The organism is Arthrobacter sp. Z4-13 (assembly GCF_054792705.1).
This window is the reverse complement of record NZ_CP096458.1, coordinates 135,481-155,210: the sequence shown is the minus strand read 5'-3', so window position 1 is coordinate 155,210 and position 19,730 is coordinate 135,481. Positions and strand designations below refer to the sequence as shown.

The 19,730-nt window shown below is 60.1% G+C and carries 18 protein-coding genes; 7 read left to right on the top strand and 11 right to left on the bottom strand.

Going from position 1 to position 19,730, the window contains the following annotated elements; translation table 11 throughout:
- Positions 1-143: 143 nt before the first annotated feature.
- The 7 genes from M1E07_RS00765 to M1E07_RS00735 all read right to left on the bottom strand — a co-directional run bounded on the left by M1E07_RS00765 (position 144) and on the right by M1E07_RS00735 (position 7,830).
- Positions 144-392, bottom strand: coding sequence for a hypothetical protein (locus tag M1E07_RS00765; protein WP_461186798.1), 249 nt, complete (start codon positions 390-392; stop codon positions 144-146).
- Positions 389-1,285 carry a carbohydrate ABC transporter permease gene (locus M1E07_RS00760; protein ID WP_461186797.1) on the bottom strand — a complete coding sequence of 299 codons (897 nt, stop codon included), beginning with the start codon at positions 1,283-1,285 and terminating at the stop codon, positions 389-391. Before M1E07_RS00760 ends, M1E07_RS00765 begins: the two co-directional genes overlap by 4 nt.
- A complete protein-coding gene (locus tag M1E07_RS00755; RefSeq protein WP_461186796.1) occupies positions 1,282-2,319 on the bottom strand; it encodes a carbohydrate ABC transporter permease in 1,038 nt (345 codons plus the stop codon). The genes M1E07_RS00760 and M1E07_RS00755 overlap by 4 nt, the downstream gene beginning before the upstream one ends.
- 6 nt (positions 2,320-2,325) lie before the next feature.
- A complete protein-coding gene (locus M1E07_RS00750; protein WP_461186795.1) occupies positions 2,326-3,609 on the bottom strand; it encodes an ABC transporter substrate-binding protein in 1,284 nt (427 codons plus the stop codon).
- Positions 3,610-3,845: 236 nt separating this feature from the next.
- Entirely contained in the window at positions 3,846-5,534 is a 1,689-nt protein-coding gene (locus M1E07_RS00745; protein ID WP_461186794.1) for a glycoside hydrolase family 13 protein, read from the bottom strand.
- 145 nt (positions 5,535-5,679) lie between these two features.
- Positions 5,680-6,705: a LacI family DNA-binding transcriptional regulator gene (locus M1E07_RS00740; protein ID WP_461186835.1), complete on the bottom strand. Its 1,026-nt coding sequence runs from the start codon at positions 6,703-6,705 to the stop codon at positions 5,680-5,682.
- A gap of 681 nt (positions 6,706-7,386) precedes the next feature.
- On the bottom strand, positions 7,387-7,830 hold the full coding sequence (locus tag M1E07_RS00735; RefSeq protein WP_461186793.1) for a hypothetical protein: 444 nt from the start codon (positions 7,828-7,830) through the stop codon (positions 7,387-7,389).
- 640 nt (positions 7,831-8,470) lie between these two features.
- Here M1E07_RS00735 and M1E07_RS00730 point away from each other — a divergent pair.
- From M1E07_RS00730 to M1E07_RS00720, 3 genes are all read left to right on the top strand, one after another.
- Positions 8,471-10,369, top strand: a complete 1,899-nt coding sequence (locus tag M1E07_RS00730; RefSeq protein ID WP_461186792.1) for a DUF262 domain-containing protein — start codon at positions 8,471-8,473, stop codon at positions 10,367-10,369.
- A gap of 386 nt (positions 10,370-10,755) precedes the next feature.
- Positions 10,756-11,154, top strand: a complete 399-nt coding sequence (locus tag M1E07_RS00725) for a hypothetical protein (protein WP_461186791.1) — start codon at positions 10,756-10,758, stop codon at positions 11,152-11,154.
- A gap of 104 nt (positions 11,155-11,258) precedes the next feature.
- A complete protein-coding gene (locus tag M1E07_RS00720; protein ID WP_461186790.1) occupies positions 11,259-11,747 on the top strand; it encodes a hypothetical protein in 489 nt (162 codons plus the stop codon).
- Between the two features lie 138 nt (positions 11,748-11,885).
- On the opposite strand, the gene M1E07_RS00715 is transcribed toward M1E07_RS00720, so the two are convergent.
- The 4 genes from M1E07_RS00715 to M1E07_RS00700 form a co-directional block, all read right to left on the bottom strand.
- Positions 11,886-12,158, bottom strand: a complete 273-nt coding sequence (locus M1E07_RS00715) for a hypothetical protein (RefSeq protein ID WP_461186789.1) — start codon at positions 12,156-12,158, stop codon at positions 11,886-11,888.
- 179 nt (positions 12,159-12,337) lie between these two features.
- Positions 12,338-13,084, bottom strand: a complete 747-nt coding sequence (locus M1E07_RS00710; protein ID WP_461186788.1) for an ATP-binding protein — start codon at positions 13,082-13,084, stop codon at positions 12,338-12,340.
- Positions 13,081-14,643: an IS21 family transposase gene (istA, locus tag M1E07_RS00705; RefSeq protein ID WP_461186787.1), complete on the bottom strand. Its 1,563-nt coding sequence runs from the start codon at positions 14,641-14,643 to the stop codon at positions 13,081-13,083. Before istA ends, M1E07_RS00710 begins: the two co-directional genes overlap by 4 nt.
- A gap of 216 nt (positions 14,644-14,859) precedes the next feature.
- Positions 14,860-15,654, bottom strand: coding sequence for a hypothetical protein (locus M1E07_RS00700; protein WP_461186786.1), 795 nt, complete (start codon positions 15,652-15,654; stop codon positions 14,860-14,862).
- 191 nt (positions 15,655-15,845) lie between these two features.
- On the opposite strand from M1E07_RS00700, the gene M1E07_RS00695 reads away from it, so the two are divergent.
- The 4 genes from M1E07_RS00695 (at position 15,846) to M1E07_RS00680 (ending at position 19,634) form a co-directional block, all read left to right on the top strand.
- Positions 15,846-17,621, top strand: a complete 1,776-nt coding sequence (locus M1E07_RS00695; protein WP_461186785.1) for an IS30 family transposase — start codon at positions 15,846-15,848, stop codon at positions 17,619-17,621.
- A gap of 4 nt (positions 17,622-17,625) precedes the next feature.
- Positions 17,626-17,991 (top strand): hypothetical protein, encoded by a 366-nt coding sequence (locus tag M1E07_RS00690; RefSeq protein WP_461186784.1) that lies wholly within the window; start codon positions 17,626-17,628, stop codon positions 17,989-17,991.
- 421 nt (positions 17,992-18,412) lie between these two features.
- A complete protein-coding gene (locus M1E07_RS00685) occupies positions 18,413-19,066 on the top strand; it encodes a hypothetical protein (protein WP_461186783.1) in 654 nt (217 codons plus the stop codon).
- A 139-nt stretch (positions 19,067-19,205) separates the two neighbouring features.
- Entirely contained in the window at positions 19,206-19,634 is a 429-nt protein-coding gene (locus M1E07_RS00680) for a hypothetical protein (RefSeq protein WP_461186782.1), read from the top strand.
- Positions 19,635-19,730: the final 96 nt, after the last annotated feature.

Here is a 19,730-nt window from a genome sequence, read left to right as displayed (position 1 = left end):
ACGCCCGCGTCTCGAAAAGCTTTTGTTTTTCAAGACACCCGTTCAAATGGTCCAGCTACTTCCGTGGCGGGAACTCATCGTTTCGTTTTCGTCGTCCCGCTCAGATTGTTGAGGGCACGCTTGACGCTAAGCTGAGCCGTGTTTTATCTGCGTGCCGGGAGTTTCCGGCGGAGCCGCACCATCCAATACAGCGCCAGGAGTGTTGCCAGCAGGCCAAGGGCCCAGCCGAGCGCCGGCTGGGCCGTCACCTCCATCCAGACGGTGACCACCAGCAGGACCAGGGCCCAGAACCTGAGGAACCCAATGATGATGTCAAAGTCCTCCCCGCTCCTCTCACGCCGGCGGCTGCTTCCCGCCCCCGTGGACCGGGGGCGGGAAGCATGGCCCGTCACTTGACCGCACCTGCCGTCAGGCCGGCAACGATCTTGCGTTGGAAGACCAGCACCAGGATCACCAGAGGAATGGTGACAATGGTGCCCGCCGCCATGATTGCGGTGTACGGAATCTGGTTCGGTTGCGCGCCGGCAAAGTTGGCGATGGCAACCGTCACCGGCTGCGTCGCGTCGTTGGACAGCTGGCTGGCGATCAGGAACTCATTCCAGGAGGAGATGAACGCCAGGATGGCGGTGGTGAAAATGGCCGGGGCGGCCAGCGGCATGATCACCTTCCGAAACGCCTGCCCCTGAGTGCAGCCATCCACTCGCGCCGATTCCTCAAGCTCCCACGGCATCTCGCGGAAGAAGGACGTCAGCGTGTAGACCGTCAGCGGCAGGACGAAGGAGATATTCGGGATGATCATTGCCTGGTACGTGCCCATCCAGCCAATGTTGGTGAACAGCTGGAACAACGGGGTGATGAGGGCTACGCCCGGGAACATTGACGCGCCCAGGATGAAACCCAGCACAAGGTACTTGAACCGGAAGTTCAGGCGTGCAAGGGCGTAGGCCGCGAACACACCGATGACCAGCGAAATCACCGTGACAGTGACACCGATGAACACGCTGTTTATCAACGCTTGGCCGAACCTGTTGCCGAACGACGTGTCGAATGCCGTGAGGAAGTTGTCCAGCGTCACGTGGGTTGGCCACGGCGTGGTGTCGTACGTGAATCCAACCTCCCGGAAGGCCGTCACCACCATCCAGTATGCGGGTGCAAGGCACCAGATCAGGATGACGGCGGCGCTCATGTAGGTGCGGACGCTCGCCCATTTTTCCCGGTTCTGCGCCGTCTTGCGGCCCTTGTCCTGCTGTTCCCGCAATGCCGTTGAGGCAGCTGTGGTTGTCATTTCTTCCCCTTACCGGTGGCTCCGCTTTGTTCCACAACGTTCGCGCCAAGGAAGCGGACAAAGATGAACGCGACCAGGAAGATGATCAGGAACGTGATGGTGGAGAGCGCGGCCGCCGAGTTGAACCCTTGCCTGATCTGGTTGATCACCAAGATGGACAGCGTGGTGGTGTTGTTGGCACCGCCGGTGAGGATGTACGGCAGGTCAAACATACGCAGCGCATCCAGGGTGCGGAACAGGATGGCCACCATCAACGCCGGTTTGACCAGGGGCAACGTGATCAGCCGGAAGCGCTGCCAGGCAGTTGCTCCGTCCACCTTTGCGGCTTCGTAAACCTCGGCCGGGATCATCTGCAGGCCGGCGAGGATGAGCAGCGCCATGAACGGCGTGGTCTTCCAGGTATCGGCAATGATCACGGCCCACTTCGCCGGCCATTCACTGCCGGTCCACAGTATCGAGGCATTGAACAGGTTGTTGATGATGCCGTTGAAGTCGAACATGAACAGCCACAGCTGGGCGGTAACAGCGGTGGGGATGGCCCACGGCACCAGCACGGCAGCGCGGACCAGGCCGCGGCCCTTGAACGTGCGAGCCATGATCATGGCCATCCAGAAACCCAGCACCGTCTCGAAGGCCACGGTGATAACCGTGAAGAAGAACGTGGTTCCGGTGGCACTCCAGAACTGGCCGCCCAAGGTGCCCGGCGGACACGCAACGGTGCCGCCGCCCGGGGCGGCACACTGCTGGCCAAGCCAGTTGACGTAGTTCTGGATGCCGGCGGGGCCGCCGGCCGTAAACAGGCCAGTGGCAGGATCCAGCCCCGCGTCCTTCTGGAAGGACATCACGATGGCGCTGATGATCGGGTAAACGATCACAATGCCGAGCGCAATGATGGTGGGGGCAAGAAGCCACGAGGCCCACTTGCCCTGGCTGAGGATCCTGTTGTCTTCACCAACGCCCTTGGGTCCGTGGTGGACATCGGTACCGCCCGACGCCGGCGGCTTCACCGGCGTCGGGCCCAAGTCGGTAGCCATGGCCTGCTACGATCCTGCACTAGCGGACTCGATGGACTTCTGCATGTCGGCCAGTGCCTGCTCAGCCGACTTCTCGCCCTTGATGGCAGAATACGCGTTCTCTTGGATGGCCTTGGTGACTGCGGGGTAGAACGGGGTGACCGGGCGGGGAACAGCGTTCTCGATGGACGTCTTCAGGACGGGCAGGTACGGCAGCTTAGAGACGAGTTCCTGGTCTTCGTACAGCCGGGTTAGTACGGGGGCGTAGGAGGCTTGGGTGGCGAAGAACCTTTGGGTCTCCTCCGAGATGATGAACTTTAGGAAGTCGGCGGCAGTGGCCTTGTTCTTGGAGTACACACTTACACCGACGTTGTGGCCGCCCAGCGAGGACGCGCCTGGCCCGGATGTGCCGGGAAGCCCCGTCATGCCCAGGACGTCCTTGACCTTGGAGGATCCTTCCGTTGTGGCCAAGGTGTACATGTATGGCCAGTTGCGGTGGAAGAGGAGTTTGCCGTCCTGGAAGGCCTGGCGTCCCTGTTCTTCCTGGTAGGTGATGGCTTCCTTGGGGATGTTCCCGTCGGCATATGCCTTGGCGAGGTTTTCCAGCCCTGTTTTGGCTTCCGCCGTGTCCAGGCTGGGTTTGCCGTCCTTGTCCAGGACGGTACCGCCGGCCGAGTTGATGGCCTCCGCCGCGTTGACGGTCAGTCCCTCATACTGGGAGAACTGGCCCGCGTAGCAGCCGATGTTGTTCTCCTTGGCGATGGAGCACATGCCCATCATTTCGTCCCAGGTCTTAGGCGGGGTCGGAACCAGGTCCTTGCGGTAGTACAAGATGCCGCCGTCGGAGGATTGCGGTGCCGCGTAGAGGGTTCCCTTGTAGGAGGCACCTTCCAAGGTCGAGGGCAGCATCCCGGCGGTGTCGATCGCCATAGTGTCCTTGAGCGGCTGCAGCCAGCCCTTGGCCGCGAACTCTGCCGTCCAAACAAGGTCCACGGACATGACGTCATAGCCTGTGTCCTTGGCCTGGAAGTGCTGCACGAGATCATCGTGTTGCTGGTCGGCTTGGTCGGTCTGCTCCTTGAATGTGACCTTTTCATCCGGATGGGCGGCGTTCCACTTCTCGATCAGCGGGCGGATCACATTGTTGTTGTCCTTGCCCTGCACGTAGGTAATGGGTCCGCGGCCATCCAGATTTGTTGCCGCGTCGCCACCGCCGGCGGTGCTGCCGCTGCTCGTGCTTCCTCCGCAGGCGGACAACGCCAACGCGCCCGCCATCATCAGTGCCGCCGTGGCGGTCAGCTTTGCTTTCATGATTACTCCTTTGTAGGTGAATCCTGGCCGGTGCTCCGGCAGCTTGGTGGGTGGAACAGATGATTCAGGTGCGGGTGTCCGCAGGAAGCTTTCAACCCGAGGCGGGGCGCCGGCGGCGACGTTTTGTGTCAGCTCCTCCGCCCGTCCTCCAAGGGGCATCCGGGACGGGGGTCTTGCCGCCGCGTCCGGTTCGGTGTTGCACCGGTCGCGGGGGTTGAGCCTGATTGGCTAATGGGTCAGATGATCCAGGCAGTCGTGTTGGCTGGAAGCCTGCCGCGGTCCAACGGAGCGCTGCTGAGCAGTACGGTTCCGGCGGGAAGGTCGACTGCGGTGGCCCCGAAGTTTGTCACCGACTGCCAGCTGTTGGGACGAGCGAAGTGAAGGACGGATTCACCTGACGGCACCCATTTGAGCTGTTCGTCAGTCTGCAGCTGGCGGCGGTACCGCAATGCTTGCCGATACAGCTCCAGCGTGGAGTCCTCGACGCCATCCTGTACTTCCACGGCATAGCGGGTGAACCAGTGCGGCTGCGGAAGGTGTGCACCGCGGGAACCGAAGCCATACGAGGGTCCGGAGGCGGTCCACGGCAGCGGTACACGGCACCCGTCCCGGCCAACCATTTCGCGGGGCTCGCGGAAGAACGCGGGATCCTGTCGTTCAGTGTCGGGAATGTCGCCGACTTCCTGCAGACCCAGTTCCTCACCCTGGTACAGGTAGGCGGACCCCGGGAGGGCGAGCATCAGCAGCGTAGCAGCACGGGCCCGGCGCAGGCCCAGTTCGGCATCGACATCAGAGCCAAGGCCTCCGTCGGCCAGCCACTTCAGGCAGTGCCGTCCGCTGCCTTCCGGGAGACCGTAGCGGGTAGCGTGACGGACGACGTCGTGGTTAGAGAAGACCCACGTGGAGGAAGCACCGGTTGCAGCAGCCTCGGCCAGGTTGCGGGTGATGATTTCCTGGAACTCCTTGGCCTTGAAATCGGCTTGCAGGAGGTCGAAGTTAAAGGCTTGCCCAAGTCCTTCAGGGCTGGCGTAGCGGGCACGCCGGCTGGCGTGCACCCAGGCCTCGGCGACGGCCGTGCGTGGCGGGTTGTACTCGTTGAAGAGCTTCCGCCACTCCGCATAGATCTCATGCACCTCGTCGCGGTCCCAGAACGGGTGTGAGCCGTCTTCGAAGCCGTCAGCGCCGGTATTGAGCGCGCCCAGTTCAGCCTTGGGGGACAACGGTTCGCTCAGTTCCTTCGTGAGGGCATGGGCGACATCGATGCGGAACCCGTCCACCCCACGGTCGGACCAGAAACGGAGGGTCTTCAGGAAGTCCTCGCGCACCTCCGGGTTGTCCCAGTTGAAGTCAGGCTGCTCCTTCGCGAATATGTGGAGGTACCACTGCCCTGGCGTGCCGTCCGGTTCGGTGATGCGCTCCCAGGCCGGGCCGCCGAATACCGAATCCCAGTCTGAGGGCGGCAGCTCCCCGTTTTCTCCCAGCCCGTCACGGAAAATGTAGCGTGCCCGGGCAGGAGAACCCTTCGGCGAAGCCAATGCCTCCTGGAACCAGGCGTGGCGATTTGAGGAATGATTTGGGACGATGTCCACGATCAGCTTGATGCCAGCCCCGTGCAGGGCGTGAACCATCTGATCAAAGTCCATCAAAGTGCCAAGCCGCGGATCCACGTTGCGGTAGTCATCCACGTCGTACCCGCCGTCAGCTAACGCCGAAGGATAGAACGGGCTTAACCAGACGGCGTCAATCCCCAAATCCCTTAGGTACGGAACCTTATCGGTGATGCCTTTGATATCCCCCAGACCATCCCCGTTGGAATCGGCAAAACTGCGCGGATAGATCTGGTAAACCGAGGCTTGACGCCACCAGCTGGGATCGGCCATGCGCTCAGCGTCGGTGCGGCTTGCCTTGGCGGCGGTAGTGAACACGGTGATCCTTCGACTCTTCAATGATGGGTTGAATGGTGGCAGCGAGCTTCACATGCGCACGTGCCAGAGATACAAATCGTCGACGCGCGTCGTCGACGCGCGTCGATTAACCATAGAAGGTGACGTGAGGCACGTCAAGGGGGTCCTAAGGGAGGCGTTTGCCCAAGGAACGGGGAACGGCGGTACTGCCTCGTTCGATCAATTCAGGAACGACGAGGGTCTGAAAGGCCGAATGGTCCTCTCCGCGCAAGCGTCTGGTGAGGTAGCTGACGGCCAACTGTGCCATGTCCCGGTGATTAGGGGACAGGCTCGTAAGCGCAGGTTTGCTCATCTGCGCGGCGTTTTCACTCACGTTCACCGCAAGGATGGAAACGTCCTGAGGGATGCGTATGCCTTCCTCCGCCGCGGCAGCCATTAACCCAAGAGTCGCGGGCTCATTGAGTTCAAGGAGAGCGGTAAGACCGGGGGCTGTCTCCTTGATTTCCCTGAGGACGTCCCAGCCGGCCAGGAAGGTAGCAGGGGCCGTGAAGACGTGCACCCGGACGTTCAGCCTTTTTGCTGCCGCTAGAACCGCTTCCAGCGTTCTCACAACCGGCCCATGGCCAGCGTCCATATCGGTTTGACTCCTGGCAAGGAATCCGATTTCCGAATGCCCCAACCCTGCGACATATTCCACGGCCATTGAACCACTGGCCTCAAAATCCGTATCCACGTAGGCGAGTTCGTGCGGATCTGCCGTGCGGCCGATTACCGTAAACGGAACACCTGCCTCAATCAGGAAGGGAACACGTTCATCCGTTGTCAGTACTTCCATCAGGACCACACCCTCAATCAAACCTTGATTGACGGCCGTGCGGACCTCGTCGATTTCGTCGGCACCGAAGGGCCAGAGGAGAAGATGGTAGCCATCTTTACGGGCTTGTTCAGAAGCCGCGTGAATGTACTCATACTCAGTGACGTTGAACCCTGACTCACTCAGCGGGAAGAGAAGGGCGAGAATTCCCGTTCGTCTGCCGGCTAGGCCCTGAGCCAGAACATTGGGCGTGTAATTTAGCTCTTGCATCGCTCGGAGGATTTTTTGGCGAGTCCCGTCCGAGATAGGCCGGGTGCCGCTGAGAACATACGACACGGTGCTCCTGGAAACCCCGGCAACACGTGCAACATCGGCCATCGTCGCCACGTAAGAATTTCCCTCCGACTAACGTGCGTCACCAGCAGGACCAAGGCGGGCTACAGTCAAGCACCGGGTCAGCGACGCGCTTCGCCTATCATAGGCCGCTCCTCAGCTTTCACTTGGCATCGTCAGGGGTCCCGAATCAGTAGCACGAGCACATCTAATGAGGCTATTGAGCCTTCATCAGGGTCCCCTATTTGCAGCATCTGCCATCGCCGATGACGTCATGGAAGCAGCAGGAAGCATCCTGATTAGCGGAACCTTAGCGACACTCAGCGAACACAAAAAGCCGCCACCTAACCGACAAGTCCACACCCCATGTGCCTGAAATACCACTCCCGAACCGTGGCGAGATGCCCCGCAACAGGTTCCCCTTGCGGGCTGCACCACGCGCCAAATAGCGCGGTAAAAACACCGCCATTTGTCGCCGAAAGTCACACCGCTGGAGTGCAGGCTCTGGAAATAGTTGACGACGAGCTCGCCCGGTCTTGTTAAAGGATCCATAGATGAGACACCGAATTGCCAGGCCGGGGGGGCGGGTGCACTAAAAGTAGTAGGAGTAGTTCTACCTTGGAAGATTCCGCAGTGTCCGTGCGGCAGCCGCTGCCTTCGACCATGGTTGGATGCAGCGTAAATCCCTAGGCGCGGGGGCGACAACACCGCGCCTACCTTGTCGCCTCATTTCTGAGGTTCTTCAGATCCAGGTAGGACACCGGACCAAGTCGAGCCACCCATGTTGGGAAGCACCGCATTCTTCATCGCGGAGTCTCCAGTGACACCGCCGGATTCGTAATAGGACCTGAGGTCCGGGACGTTGGGGTTGAATGGTGTGTAGAGCCCAGGTGCGAGAGCAACGACTTGCCCGTCAACGAGCTGACCTTCCAAGGCACTGGCCACTCGCCAGTCGAGTGAGGCAACATTCACTATCAGCGGGTAGCCGGGGTAGGCGGCACTGATTTCGTCCGCTTTGGATTTTTGAGGTGCTGGAGCAGCCTGACTTCCTGAACCACTGTCATAGGGGCCGCAAAGGGTCAGGAGTTCTGTTGCTGCCGCTTTCCACGCAGTCAAGTCTAAATTGGGGGACGTCTGCGTCCCGTCCGCCAGTCCGATGACGTCATCCATAGGGGCCGAAAGTTCCGTCAACAGGGGGACCAAGCTATCAGGGGCATGCTCAGCTATGCCCGCTACTTCCTCGACTAGGAGGCGGGCGTTGTCGACTACGGCAGCCCCATCACTCTCTCCGTTAAGTTCCGTTACCAAGGAAACGACTCCGAAGAGTGGACCGTCAGAATTAGTGCCAAGAAGCTGCGTGCACGTCGTTTTCTCCGAAACTTTGAACGCAGCCTTGGCGGTTTTCGTGGCCGAGGGTTCCGGTTTTTGAGAAGGAGCGCTGGATGATGCTTCCGGTGTAGCTTGGGGTGCACCGCAGCCAGAGATGAGAATCAAAACTAGTGCAGAGACGATGGCGTATTTTCTCACGTTTTCCCCCAGGGACATCGGATGGTGTATCCAGGCGCTGGGCTCGTTTGAAGACTCCAGTCGGGATCGTCCTGGAATCACGAGTTCATCGCGTATTGAATAACGTTGTAAGCAGAATGATATCGGTAACTGGGACCAGTTCCGGCGGCGCTCTTCTCGTCGCAAGTGTTGGTTTCAAAGGAAGAGGGCCAGTAAAAGTAGGCTGACAAGCGAGGGCACACTGCCCTTGGCATCCGTTTCTTCAGCGAAGCGGGCGTTGAAACTAGCATGGGGGAGAGCTGCCTTGGAAATTCAGCCGGAGAAAGAGAATCTGGACAGAACATTCTCGCAAACGGTCTTCAATATTGACTTCTACCAGCGAAGCTACAAGTGGGGGTCAGAACCCGTTCGCCGTCTCCTCGACGATGTCTTTTTTCAGTTCGATGAATCCTGGACCAAAAACTCCTTTCTCGAACCCACTGTCGAAAACGTGGTGGATAAGTACCCGTGGTACTACCTCAACACCTATGTGACCAACAGGGTAGACGGCAGGGTCTACGTGGTCGACGGCCAGCAGCGGCTCACCACCCTGACGCTAGTACTCATCAAGCTTTTCCACCTCTCGCGACGCGTTGAGTCTTCCCACCAACACTGGATAGAAAGCAAAATTGTGGGTCATTCCGGTTCCGGCCGGAAGTTCTGGATGAATCACGCTGGGCACTTGCCGGTCCTCCACGCCCTATACGAGGGAACCGACCCCCTTCTCATCAACACTGCTTCCGGGGTGACAGCGGAGAACATGGTCGCGAATTACCGGATCATCAGCACTCAGCTAGACAGCAATCTCACCGAAGTTATTCGATTCAACACCTTCGTGATCTTCTTTTTGCAGCGCCTTGTCCTCGTGAATCTGGACGTTGACTCAACCCATGTCCCCATGGTCTTCGAAGTCATCAACGACCGCGGGGTGAAACTGAAACCCCACGAGATCCTCAAGGGAAAGCTGCTGGGGCAAATTGAGAAGATGGAACTGTCTCGCCTGGGACTTAACGAACTCTGGGATTCCAGGGTTGAAAGGCTCTCGGCGTACGGCGAAGACACCGTGGATGACTTCTTTCGAGCATGGCTCAAAGGCAGGTATGCGGACACCCGTTCCACAGGGCGGCGGTTTGACGGCGACTACCACCGCGAAATGTTCAAGCAAGACCTGAACAATATTCTTCACCTCGAACACAGTCCCAGCGATGTCAAAAAGTTCCTGACCGAAGACTTCGACTACTACACAGACCTGTATCTGCGGGTGCAAAGTTACGCCCGGACCCTCACTGAAGGATTCGATGCGGCATATTTCAACGGCTCCGCAATCAACAAAATTGATTCCCAGTCATCTCTCATTCTCGCGGCCTGTTCGGTAAAGGACCCGGAAGAGGACGAGAAGATTGTCGCGGTCACTGACGGCATCGACAGGATGTCGACTCTCCTTCGCCTGCAGGGCGCTTACAACTCGAATGAGTTCCTGGACCGGATGTTCCTGGTAGCCGCGGAACTGCGGAACAAGACGGCCGACGAGATCCCCAAGGTATTCGAAAGCCACCTTGCAGAGGAGATCGCCCTACGCCGAGGAATCGAGAACCCAGGCGCATTCAATCGCCAGCTCTTCAACACAATGACAGTGGACCGGCTCGGCAGCCGATTCACCCGCTACTTCTTCGCCCGAATCGAAAAATTCATCGCTGCCGGCATGAAGAAAGAAATGAAGCATTCAATTGAGGACCTGGTCACGAAGACAGGGCCCAAGTACGGGTTCCACATTGAGCACATTCTGTCCTATAACGCTGAAAACAGAGCCCTGTTCGACGGAGATGACGAGCGCTTCGAATCCGAGCGTGCGCGGCTGGGCGGCATCCTTCTCCTTAGGGGGCGGGACAACATTTCCAGCAACAACGAACCGTACTCCCACAAGCTCCGGTCGTACTCCAATAGCCTTTACTGGAACGAAACGCTGCGTGAGGACACCTACAAGAGCAAGAAAGATTTCACTGACTTCATTGCCGTGACGGGCCTTAAAATGAGTGCGATACCGGAGTTCGGCCCAGCGGCACTCCACGAAAGACATTCACTGCTGGGAGACATCGTTGAACTACTGTGGCCGGTGCAAACACGTACGGACACCGGCGCAATCCCTCTGCGCTCCCCGGAATAAACCTGATAGGTCGACGGCTGTCTTCTAGACGGTCAGGTTAGGAGGCCGACAATCCCGGATTTTGCCTGCGGTTCAAGTGGGTCACGGCAAAGGAGCGACCACTTGACGGCAGCTGAATGCCCGCGAAACAGAGGGTTCAGAAGGGATGCGGTGCTATCGTGACCTCGACGTGCAGAGCGTCCATTACTTTTCATGGGGGAAAATTGAGCGACAACCCGAACGTCCCGTCTCAGCAGCCTGAACCGCAGTTGGGACAGTTTCAGCCGCCGCACCAGGGGCAGGGGGAGCAGCCCTTCCCGCCGCAGTACCCGTACCCTCAGCAGGGACAGTTTCAGCCGCCGCACCAGGGCCAGCCATATCCGCCGCAGTATCAGCAGGCGCCCTATATGCCGCAGACCCCGCAGCCGCAGCAGGAAAACCGCCGGAAAGATCCAAATCGGGTTAAAGGTCGTTTCGGTGTCGCTTTCTGGATCGTGGGTGGGCTCCTGGCCATCGTGGTGCTGAGTAACGCTTTCAATGGGCGCGGTGAATCTATCCTGATGTACCTGGGTGTCGCCGCCGCGCTCACCGGCCTTTACGCTCTTGTTTTTAAGAAGCCGTCCTGGGCTGGCCTGCCGGGACAAAACACGGCAATCGCAGTGGCCGTTGCCGGTGCGGCCTCGCTCTTCATTGGCGGGATTGCTGCCGGAGCCGACGCTGGCCGGGACAACACAGCCGGCCCGGAAACAGTGACAAGCGCTACCCTCGAAGCTGACGCAGGTCGGGCACCTGATGCTTTCAACTGAGCGACTGCATGAAGCCGGAGAAGCTTTCGTCTTGTCGCTGTCACTCCAATCGGAACAGGAACGGATTGAGCATGTGCTTCCCGTGCTAAGGAGCGTGGCCGCGAGTGCCTCTCCAGTTCAAGGGAGACGATCTGTTCCCAGGTGTTGCCGTCCTTACCATCGAGAACAACGTGAGAAACATGCGATTTCTCCGTCTTTATGGCCGCCTTGCGACTCATGAAGTAGACGCAGCGGCCAAGCTGAAGACGCGCGAAGACGCCCTTGTAAAGGCTGAAGCTGAATCGGCAGCCAAACTCGCAGCACGGGAAGACGCTGTGAAGGCCAGGGAAACTGCCGTCGGTGGAGCAGAGGCTGCAGCTGCAGCGAATATCGTTAAGGAAGGCACCTGGACGGTTGGCAAGGACATCGCACCGGGCACGTACCGGACGACAAAGGAACTGACGACCAGCTGCTACTGGGCTATCACGGTGACCGGCTCCAACGGTAGCGACATCATCGAGAACGATAACGTCAAAGGTGGCTTCCCGCAGGTGGTCCTCAATGAGGGCCAAACTTTCGAGTCATCGCGATGCGGGACCTGGACCAAGCAGTAGGAAGTACCGAAAGCTGCTCTTCAGCTAAACGCCGGTAGTGCCATTTTTTAGAACAACATATACCGCTTAAGGTGTCCCAGTTCCAAGGAAACGGGACACTATTGAGGCCAGCGGACAGACCAGCTGGCAACGGGAATGCTACGCGCTGTGCTCTTCGTCTTGAGATGCTTGCAGAGCGGCTATCTCCTGGAGAGACAAGTACGTATAGTCATCGGTCGCGCGGAGCTCTATAAGCCGTTCGCGCACGGCGGGGCCCGCGGCAAGCCAGAGGGCATCCCGCTCGCGAAGCAGGTATTGCAACTCGAGCCAACGGATCTTCACGAACCGGGTCCTGGGCCGCTGCTTGGCGGCCTGGCGCATCCTCATCAGCCAGTAGGGCTCGGGTGATTCAATTCCAGATTCGTCGCTCATGTGACCAGCGTAAATTCGCCGGGCTGAGATGAAAGCGTACTCGGAAACCCTAGGGAAAAATTGCGGTGAGTATTTGAAGGTCTGGAGGCCACTGGATAGTGCCTTTCGGGGCCATTGATATTGCCGGTGGGGGCCAGCGGCCGGGGGTGTGGGGGCCACCGGCTCCCACCGACGTTTTCTTACTGCTTCGTGGTGGAGTGCTGGCGCATGTTGTGGTTGCCGGTATCGACCCAGATGGTGTTGTGCACGATGCGGTCCATGATGGCGTCGGCGTGGACTCCGGAGCCGAGCCGTTGGTGCCAGTCTTTCTTGGCGTACTGGGTGCAGAACACGGTCGATGCTGTGTCGTACCGGCGTTCAAGCAGTTCCAGCAGCATGCTGCGCATGCCCTCGTCGGGGTGGTCGAGGAGCCATTCATCGATCACGAGCAGGGTGAAGGCCGCGTACTTGTTCAGGAATTTGGTTTGTCCCTGTGGCTTGTCCTTCGCCAGCGCCCAGGCTTCCTCGAGGTCGGGCATGCGGACGTAGTGGGCACGGATCCTGTGTTGGCAGGCCTGCTTCGCCAGGGCGCACCCCAGGTAGGACTTCCCGGATCCGGTGAATCCCTGAAACACGACGTTCTGCTGCCGTTCGATGAATGAGCACGTGCCGAGCTGGGCGATGACGTTCCGATCCAGGCCGCGCTCGTCCACGAGGTCGAGCCGGCGCAGATCCGCGCCCGGGTAGCGTAGCCCGGCCCGCCGGATCAGTCCCTCGACCTTGGCGTGGTTGAACCCGGAGTGGGCCTCGTCGACTACCAGCCGCAGCCGTTCCTCGAAGGCCATGCCGAGCACGAGCGTCTCGTCCTGGGCCTCGAGCGCGTCCAGCATCGGGGCGGCGCCCATCTCACGGAGCTTGCGCTTGGTTTCGATATCGATCCCGCTCACTTGGCACCACCTGCGTAGTATTCGGCGCCGCGCACGTATCCGCCGTGTTCGACCGGTTCATACCGTGGTGGCCTGAGCCCGGCGGCTTTGTCCTGCTCTGTGACCAGGATCGGCTGCAGATGCGCATAACGCGGGGACCGCACGCGGCCTGCCAACGCAAGCCGGCAGGCTGCCTCGAGGCGTTCGGCGGAGTAGCGGCGGGAGAGCCGCAGCACTGCAAGTGCCGCGTCCAGGCCCTGCTCGTCGACCGGGACGGATTCGAAGGTCCGGTTGACCACGGTTACCGTTGCCGGGCCGAGCCGTCCGGCCCACTCCCGCACCCGGACCGGGTCCCACTGCCGGTACTTCTCGCCGGCGGGCAGATCGGCGTCGTTGGTGCGGTACTCGTTGGCCGCGCCCTCGGGCAGCAGCAGGTGGCTGGTCAGCCGTTCGGTGCCCCGGTAGGCCTGAATCACCCGGTCGGTGATCCGCAGGTCCACCGTGGTGCCGATATTTGCAAAGGGCACCGAGTAGTAGTTCTTCTCCCAGACGACGTGCCCGTTTCGGCCCACCCGGCGCCCGTAGGCCCATCTGCTGATCTCGTAGGCCGCCGCCGGCAAGCCCGTCAGCAGCGGCTGCTCCTCGGCCGCGAACACGCTGGCCCTGGACCCGGGGCGCTTCTGGAACGGCTCCGCATTGTAGGCTGCCACCCGCTCGATGATGGCGGCCCTGAGCTCCGGCAACGAGGTGAATTGTCGCTGGCGCAGCCCGGCGATGATCCAGGTAGCCACGTGGGCGACCGTGTTTTCCACGCTGGCCTTATCCTTCGGCGCTCTGACACGTCCGGGCAGCACCGCCGCCGAATAGTGCGCCGCCATCTCGCGGTAAGCGTCGTTGAGCACGACCTCGCCCTCGCGCGGATGCTTGATGACACCGGTCTTCAGGTTGTCCGGCACGATCCGCGGCACCGAGCCTGTGAAGGCCTCGAACATCGCCACATGGGCGCGCAACCAGGTGTCCTGCTTCATGTCGAGGGCGGGTTCGACGAACGCATACCGACTGAAAGGCAGGCAACCCACAAACAGATACACGGTCCGGGCCTTGCCCGTGACCGGATCGGCCAGCTGCATCGTCGGCCCCGACCAGTCGACTTCCACCGTCTGACCGGCCTTGTGTCCGACCCGGGATGCCACTCCCGTTACTAGCACGTGCCGCTGGTAGGTCCTGCAGAACCGGTCATAGCCCATCACCGGCTCGCCGGCAGCGGCGCATGAATCGGAGTACTCACCATGGAGCAGCTTCAGCGTCACCCCGACCCGGGCCATCTCCCGGTGGACCTGGTCCCAGTCCGGCTGCGCGAACACGCTTTGATGCTCACCGCGCCCAGGGAACAACCGGGCATACACCTCCCGGTCCGAGCTGTCGGCGATCTCGTCCCACACCACACCGGCCGCGTCGGCAGCCTCCAGCACCGCCGTGATGCTCTTCCGGGACATTCCCTGCGACGCTGCGATTGCCCGGCCTGACAGGCCCTCGGCGCGCAACTGCAACACGAGCTTCGCTCTGATCTTCCGTACCATTGATGATTACTCCTTCCGCCGTGCGCCCTATACACACGACGGAAGGAGCCTAAGCTGAGTGGCCCCCAACGACGCCACTGCCCGGCTCCCAAGACCGCTACTGCGCGCTCTGCCCACCGGCCCCCAAACATACGACAGGTGGACCCCAAAAGAGCGAATATTCAGCGGTTCCCCCATTACCCGTTACCCCTACAGGAGCTCGGGGGTGACGTCGGTTCAGTTAATGACTTCGGCGTCGAAGATCTCGGCCTCTTCGGTCCTGTGTCCTGGCTTGGTCAGCTCCAGGCTGGCGAGGTGCTTTTGCAGCCGCTTGGACATAGGGAGGAACGTGCCCAAGGTGAGGCCTCCAGAGAGAACTGCACCGACGACGGGGATGACCTTCGCGACTCCGCTGGCGAAGAGCTTTTTGGTCATATTCACACCGAGATAGCTGGCTACCTTTTTCACGATCGGGTAGATGACCCCTTGGGTGAGCGCCTTCTGCGGTAGCTTCTTAGCCACATTGCCGGCGATCATGCCCGCGACCCTTGCCACTCCACCCTGGGCGATCTGCACACCGAACATCACACCCACGAAAAGGATCAGCATGCTCTCAGTTGCCTCATCGACTTCGTCGCCATCGTCGGCGAACAGATCGGGCCAGCTGTAGATGTAGGCAAGCTTCTGGGCAATCCGAAGCATGTGGCCCATGTACTGCGCGAGGTCGGCTGGCACAGTGCCAACCATCGCCAGGCCGCCAGGGATACCTGCGAGAGTTGAGAGGCCGGTGACCTTGCTCGTTTCATAAGCGATGGAGATGTTAGCGACCTCAGAGATGACCTTGAGCGGGATACCCGCTGCCGCTGGACTCTCGTCGATTGCCCTCTTGATCTGTTCCTCGGTGCAGTGGCGCTTGAGCGCCGTTCGCAGGTAGGCGGCTCTATTGATCCTCACGCCCGGCAGTTTCGCCGCAGCGTCCAGCACTTGGGTGAAATTCGATCCAGCGTTATCAATCTCTTGGGTTTCGGTCATGGGGTAGATCGTATCGGTGGACGTCGACCTACACCTTCATCTGAGAAGAGCCTTCAAAAGGGAGGTGATTGGTATTTCCAAGGCGTCCCAGTTCCAAGGACGTGGGACAGCGCCAGTCGTTTGGCCTGGTTGCAGTTGGCGGACCCCGGATTCTGTTGATCGAAGCAACACCCGATAAGGGAGTTCCTTCGATGTACCAACAGTTCGATTCGCCCACCGGTGTCAGGTTTCTTGCTCTCATCAAGGAGGGCAAGAGTTTCAGAGAATCAGTACGGGTGACCGGAATCGGTAAGGAGACCGGTTATCGGTGGCTGCGTGATGAGTACCTCAGATTCCGCAGTAAAGGACGCGATCATGCGGCAGCCCAGACAGAACTGGGGTTCACCTCACGCAACGCCGAGGAATGGAATAAACGCTTCCTAAGAGGCGCCGGCCGCCATCATTTCCAGGTAGACCCAGCGGTTGAAGAAGCGTTCTGGTCCTCCTACTCGACCGGCGTGAGCGTAGGGGCCGCTACCGCATCGGCAGGCGTGAAGCATACAACCGGTTACCGGTGGGTTTACCGCCGTTTCGTCCTCTTGCGAAGCAGGCTCCCGTTGGCCGAGGTTGTAGAGGCTCTACGACTCTCCCCGGGGACCTCCGTTAGTTGGGAAACCCAACGGAGACAAGAGCGGGAAGCCGAAAAAGCGCGTCTGCAGAAAGCCGAGCGGGACGCAATCCGGACCGCGAGGATCATTGCCGAGAGAACGGCAGCTCCTTTGTCACCAGCACAAAAGCGGCGCGCTTTACGGGAGACACGATATTGGGAGTTGGTGGGCTCCGGTGCATCCAACGCTGCGGCCTGCAGGATGTTGGGCGTGAGTAGGGTTATCGGGACGAGGCTTCGAAGCCAGCGGGCGGCGCAGCCCCCAGGACAGACCCGGCTGTCCTCCGGGCGGTATCTGTCGCTTCGGGAACGGCTGCAAATCGCGGATCTGCTCCGGTTGGGCTGTTCCCTGCAACGCATCGCCCGAGAACTGGGGCGTGCCGCGTCAACAATCAAGCGCGAGCTGGACCGACACCGGGACGAGCAGGGCCGATACCTGCCCCACACCGCTGACCATAACGCCCTATTGGGCCGCAAGAGGCCGCGGGAGAGAAAGCTAAAAACGAACCGGCGCCTTCGCGCGCTCGTGCAAAACAAACTCAACCGGAACTGGTCCCCGGAACAGATCTGCGGGTGGCTCGCCCTGCGATTCCCCACAGAGCCGGTCCTGCGCCTATGTCCGGAGACGATCTACCGGGCGCTGCTCTTCAATGACGATGGCGGCCTGGATAAGAAATACCGTGACCGGCTTCGCACCGGCCGCAAGATCCGTAAACACCGCTGGCGGACCAGTTCCGGCCACGGCGCTACGGTGCAGAACATGACCATGATCGACCAGCGCCCGGCCGAGGTCGAAACCAAGACAGAGGCCGGCCACTGGGAAGGCGATCTAATCGTCGGGACTGGGTCGACCTCCGCCATGGTGACGCTGCGCGAACGCAAGACCCAGTACGGCATCATCATCAACCTGCCCACCGACCACACCGCTGCGACGACCAATAAGGCCATCACCGCAGCTTTTGAGACCCTACCCGCTCGCCTGAAACGGACCTTGACCTGGGACCAAGGCGTGGAAATGGCCCGCCACCAGGAATTGGCGGCTGCCACCGGACTCCGGATCTACTTCGCTGAGCGATCAAGCCCTTGGCAACGCGGCGCGAACGAAAACTTCAACGGGCTGGCCCGCCAATACTTTCCCAAAGGCACCGATCTGTCCAAGCACCCCGATGAATACGTCAGTACGGTCTGCAAAGAGCTGAACACCCGACCCCGCAAGACCCTGGGTTATCTCACTCCAGAAGTGCTATTCCAGACGGAAAGGCGCTCTGGCCGTTCGTTGGCTGAGTACACTCAGATGCAGTCGGCGCCGACGAAGAGGTGATGAATTGAGCACGAGATCGAAAAAGATCATGGTCATGGTTTTTGCCTGGATCGTGGGAGTCGGGGCAGGTGCCGGCATTTCTGCTCTGTTTCAGAACCCAGCGGATAAAGGGTACTGGTCAAGCGTCGCACTCCTTGCCGCTGTTCTGCTGGCAATGATGGTCGCCACCTGGGTACGGAATGACAGGCCGACTATGCGTCACGGGCTTTGGGCAATAGCACTGGCCCTCATCATTCCGGCGATCATCCTTGCACTCTCATTTGGAACCGGGCCCGCACTTGGTGCCGTCGCGGGGGGTCTAACGGTCGCGCTCATCATCACCTGGCCATACCTAACGGACAAGGGAACAGCATCCAATATTGGCAGCTAAGCAGGGCAGAACAGCTGCCCACTTAACTCCCTGCTGAAGCGCTGTTCCAAACGCAAAGAGGTCACTCCGTTCCGCCTTCTGCGTACAGTAAGAGACAGCCGACAGCCGTGCCACAGTTATCCATTGTTGCGTCGATCCCTAGAATCCGCCGGACCTTCATCGCGCAATGAATCGTGCGGGGTATTCGGGCCTCTCGACTCCCGCCCTGGCATGGGCAAGCGTTGTAATTTCTTGCGCCCGTTGATCGACCGGCTAACGGACGTTGCTCCGGGCATCCTGCAGTCCTCAAAATATAAGTCGCGATAGACGTGTCAGGGCTACCGTTGCAAAGGCGCGCAAATGTTGTTCCCTGCGAGGAGTTTCGATCAGGGGGTTACAGCATTTGTCCAACCGCGTTAGAAATGTCCATGGGAACAAACCGATGAGCGGGATTGACGGACTCAGGGCAGAGTCCAACGAGCGTTGGACAGAGGCCATTAGAAGAGCTCAGGGCATCCAGGACAACGGTCTCGGTGATGTCTTGAAAACCTATTTCACCCGCTACTTCCCGGTTGGATTGGTCCTCTCCGTCACTGCCGGCACAGTCATCGGTGCCCTAATTTTTCCGGACGCCCCGGAAAAGGGGCCGACCTTTCTGGCGGTTGGAATCGTCTTCGGCGCAATCGGTGTCTTGATAGGCGGACTGATCTACAACGCGAAGAAAGTGGCACCTGCCGCTCAGGTGGGGAGGATTGACGTACTGGTCTCGTTGGAGCCCGACGAACGAAAGCGCGTTCGCCGGCAAATCGCAGGAAAAGCACCCCTCGTCCAAGAACATCTCCCGGTCATCCGGGCCGCTGCGGTGCAATTACGGAAGAACCTTGCAACGCTTCTGCTCATCCAGCCGATAATCCCCCTCGTATTCATTCCTCAAGCCCTGAACTTTGCCCGACGTGGCGACAGCCTATTCGGCTGGGTGATGGCGATCGGCGCGGCCGTACTGGTCATAGGGCTTGGATTTCTCGCCCGTGACTTTCGGCGTGCGGGCCGCTTCCTGGCACTCACCCGCGCGCAGGCCGACCCAGAGAATTCGTAGCCTAACCTGAGCACCGATAATTCATCAGCCCGGGCTCAGCGCAAGCCCACTGGGAACTACGTCATGACGTCCCGTGGGTGCCCGGTACAGGATCCTCAATCGGACTCCACAGCTGTCCATGGACTGAGAGACTGTCAGCGTGACGATCGACATCAAAGCCATGCTGCACCGTGTCGTGGACGAAGTGTTTAACGAGACGTTTGCCGTGGTGGACGTTATCCCTGAAGCCGATCCCTGGCTGCACAGCGTTCGTGTGAGCGGCCGCTTCGGCAACGACCGCACGGCAAGGATCAGAGCCAGCTACGAGTGGGCGAATGTGTTCATACCTGAGCTGGACGTCGGCGCGATCCTCTTCGAATACGACGACGTCGAGGATGAAAAGGAAGCCGAACTCCGTAAGCTCTGCCTCGTGATGCGCGCCTACCTTCAAGGGCAAGGGCACATAGAAAAGCGGCGGCGGCTGTTTCGCCGAGGCGAGGTCTCAGTTCTTAAAATTGAAGTGGACGGCTACGAATGGCGTCTTGGCCGGTCCACCTCGTCGTATGGCTACATCGAGCCCGAGCGGTAGTGGCGAGCGGTCAGCGTCCTGCTGTCTCGCAGAAGGATCCTTTTCGTGCTGCAGTAAGTCTCACCGCTCAGCATCGAAAGCAGGCCCGCACCCCTG